Raw genomic sequence first — 3658 nt, 5'->3', positions numbered from 1 at the left:
GCGGCCAGCCCATCGGGTTTGGTCTGCAGCCCCGGCAGCGTCGACCATTTCTGGTCGCCGAGCGCACGCTGCAGCTCGGGTCGCACCGCGAGCACCACTGGCGAGGTAACCAGCGACCTGCTTTCGGCGATGGTTTCCTTACCCGCGGCGGCCGTCAGCCGCGCCGCCGACACCGAACTGCCGGGGATCCACAGCGCGGGTCGCTGGCCCAGGTCCGCAGGCCAGTTTCCGATGAATCCGCCGACGACGGCATCGGAACCGGTCGATTTGACGCTGACTGCCACGCAGTGGTCGCCGACCTGCGCACCGGATCCGTTGTACCGCTCCGCGAACTGCTGGACGTGATCGGCGATGGACGGGTCGGCGATCACCGCGACGTTCTGTTTGTCACCGGTGCAGCGCGCCGCGGAATGCGAGCGGTTGGACAACGCGTCACCGAAGAAGCGCCAGAGGATGACCCCGGCCACCACCACGACCACCGCGACCAACGCCGCGATCACACCGATGCTGACACCGCGCCGCCCGCCGTTGCTGCGGTGACCGCCCCGCCAGTCGGCCAGCCCCCGATGACCGCCGGTTGGCGGTGCGTCGGGCGGCTCCTGCCCTAGCCCCGCGAAGCCGGGGAAGTCATCCGCCGTGTCAACGTCGGCGGGATGTAGATCTTCCTCGCCGTGCTCGTCGCGTTCGGAGGGGTCGGTGTAGTCGAAATACCCTGAATCGTCGGCGAATTGGTCCGGGTAGTCGCCGGTTGGGTGATCGCCATAGCTTTCAGCAGGGATGTCGCCGGTGTCGGGCTCGTGGGAGTCGCCGATGTCGCCGACATCGTGGGGTTCGGAGTAGTCCTCCGACGGTTCGCTGGTGGGCTCGTCCGGATCCGGAGCTCTGTGCCTACCCATGCCGATGCTCTCTCGCGCGCCAGAAGTGTTTGCAGCGTCTAGTCATTGGGATGGTAAACGCGCGCCGAGCCGAAATCAGTCACCGGTCTGGGCCTTAAATTCGCGACGACGCCGGTGCAGGATCGGCTCCGTATAGCCGTTGGGCTGCTGGGTTCCGGACAGAATCAATTCCTGGGCAGCCAAGAAGGCGATGCTGTCGTCGAAGTTGGGTGCCACCGCCAAATATGCCGAGTCGCCGGCGTTCTGCTGGTCCACCATCGGAGCCATCCGCTCCAGGCTAGCCCGCACATCCTCTTCGGTGATCACGCCGTGGCGCAACCAGTTTGCCAGCAGTTGGCTCGAAATCCGCAGTGTGGCACGGTCTTCCATCAATGCGACGTTGTGGATGTCGGGAACCTTCGACGACCCCACGCCCTGGTCAATCCACCGCACGACGTAGCCCAGGATGGATTGGCAGTTGTTGTCGACCTCTTCTTTGATCTCCTCAGGAGCCCAGGCCAGCTCCTTGGCAAGCGGGATCGTCAGCAACTCGTCGATCGTGGCGCGCTTCTTGCCGGCCAATTCGCTCTGGATCGCGCCGACGTCGACCTGGTGGTAGTGCAATGCGTGCAGCGTCGCCGCGGTGGGGGACGGCACCCACGCGGTGCTGGCGCCCGCCTTCGGCTGTCCGATCTTCTGCTCGACCATGTCGGCCATCAACTCGGTCATCGTCCACATGCCCTTGCCGATCTGGGCGTGGCCGGCGAACCCGGCCGCCAGGCCCGTGTCCACGTTGTTGTCCTCGTAGGCCAAGATCCACGGCTGGCTCTTCATGGTGCCCTTACGCACCATCGGGCCGGCCTCCATCGAGGTGTGGATCTCATCGCCAGTGCGGTCCAGGAAACCGGTGTTGATGAACACGATCCGGTCGGCGGCAGCCTTGATGCACGCCTTCAAGTTGAGTGTGGTGCGCCGTTCCTCGTCCATCACACCGACTTTGAGCGTGTTCTGCGGCAGTCCGAGCACGTCTTCGACCCGACTGAACAGTTCGGTGGTGAATGCGACCTCATCGGGGCCGTGCATCTTGGGCTTGACGATGTAGATCGAACCGGTGCGGCTGTTGACCAGCGGACCGTTGTCGTCGGTGGACTTGAGCCCATGAATCGCGCACAGACCGGTGAACAAGGCGTCCTGGATTCCCTCGAACACCTCTTCTTCTTGGTCACCATTGTTGATAACGATCGCGTCGTTGGTCATCAGGTGGCCGACGTTGCGAACAAACAGCAGGCTGCGGCCGGGCAGCGTGAACTCATCGCCGCCTGGTGCGGTGTAAGTGCGGTCCTGGTTGAGCACTCGAGTGAACGTGTCGCCGTCCTTGTCCACCTTCGCGGACAGATCGCCCCTGTTCAGGCCAAGCCAGTTGCGGTAGGCGCGGGTTTTGTCGTCGGCGTCGACGGCAGCCACCGCGTCCTCGAAGTCGATGATCGTGGTGATCGCCGACTCCAGGACCACGTCCTTGACGCCGGCCGCGTCGGTCTTGCCGATCGGCGATTTCGGGTCGATCAAGATCTCGATGTGCAGCCCGTGGTTTTGCAACAACACCGACCAGCTGGGGGAGCCGAGCTCGCCGCTGTAACCGACGAACTGGCCCGGGTTGGCCAGGCCACGATCGTGCTCGTCGTCTTGCAGGCTGACAAGCAACCGGCCGTCGTCGATCTTCAAGCCGGCGGCGTCGGCCCACGAACCCGACGACAACGGCACGGCGTCGTCGAGGAACTTGCGCGCGTAGGCGATCACCTTGTCGCCGCGGACCTTGTTGTAGCTCGTGCCCTGCTCGGCGCCGTCGGTTTCCGGGATGACGTCGGTGCCGTAGAGCGCGTCGTACAGGGAGCCCCAACGGGCGTTGGCCGCGTTGAGGGCGAAGCGGGCATTGGTGACCGGGACCACCAGCTGCGGGCCGGCCGTTGTGGTGATCTCGGGGTCGACGCCGGCCGTGGTGATGGAGAAGTCGTCGGGCTCTGGCACGAGATAGCCGATTTCGGTGAGGAACTGCCGGTAGGTTTCCGGGTCTATCGGTTCGATGACGTGATGCCGGTGCCACTTGTCGATCTGTGCCTGCAACTGGTCGCGGCGTGCCAGCAGCTCCTGATTTCGCGGATGCAGGTCCGTGACGACCTTGTCGACGCCCGCCCAGAAACTGTCGGGGTCGATGTCGGTGCCCAGCAAAGCCTCGCTGTTGACGAAGTCATACAGCTCCTGAGCGACGCGCAGGTTCCCCACCGACACCCGATCCGTCATCTTTCTCCTCCGCGTTAGCCTCATGACGTTTTGTCCAGCCTACCGGCCAGTAGTCCGAATTCCGGTACCCGGGCGGCCTGCAGCAGCAGGTCACACCGGTCTAGCAGCGCTGCCCGCAGCGGCGCAGCACGCGCAGCGATGGCCCTCTGGCAACGCACGTACTCGGCGCGGCCGGCGGGGTTCTCGACGGCGATCGGTGCATACCCGTAGCTGCGTAGGTCGTACGGGCTGGCTCGCATGTCGATTTCGCGCGCGGCTGCGGCCAGGTCCAGGCAGTCCAGCAGCAGCTCGGAGTCGATCAGCGGGCTCAATTTGTAAGACCATTTGTACAGGTCCATGTTGGCGTGAAGGCAACCGGGCTGCTCCCAGTCCTGCTGGGTGGCACGGCTGGGCGAGCCCACGTTGCGGAGGGCCATGTCGGCTTTGAAGGCAGCACTGAAGAACCGGAAGGCGTCGAAGTGGCTGCAGCGCAGCGGCCCGGCGAC

At 64.7% G+C, this 3658-nt stretch carries 1 protein-coding gene and 2 pseudogenes; all 3 read right to left on the bottom strand.

All coding sequences use genetic code 11. From position 1 onward, the window contains the following. Positions 1-896: pseudogene (locus WB785_RS07780) on the bottom strand (hypothetical protein); the annotation flags it as partial. Positions 897-971: 75 nt separating this feature from the next. Continuing rightward, positions 972-3173, bottom strand: a complete 2202-nt coding sequence (locus WB785_RS07775; protein ID WP_424078263.1) for a malate synthase G — start codon at positions 3171-3173, stop codon at positions 972-974. 20 nt (positions 3174-3193) lie between these two features. Beyond that, a pseudogene (locus WB785_RS07770) lies at positions 3194-3658 on the bottom strand (3-methyladenine DNA glycosylase); the annotation flags it as partial.

This window comes from Mycobacterium sp., from assembly GCF_049585075.1.
GTDB lineage: Bacteria > Actinomycetota > Actinomycetes > Mycobacteriales > Mycobacteriaceae > Mycobacterium.
The sequence above is the reverse complement of the archived record's forward strand: the minus strand, read 5'-3'. Positions and strand labels throughout refer to the sequence as shown.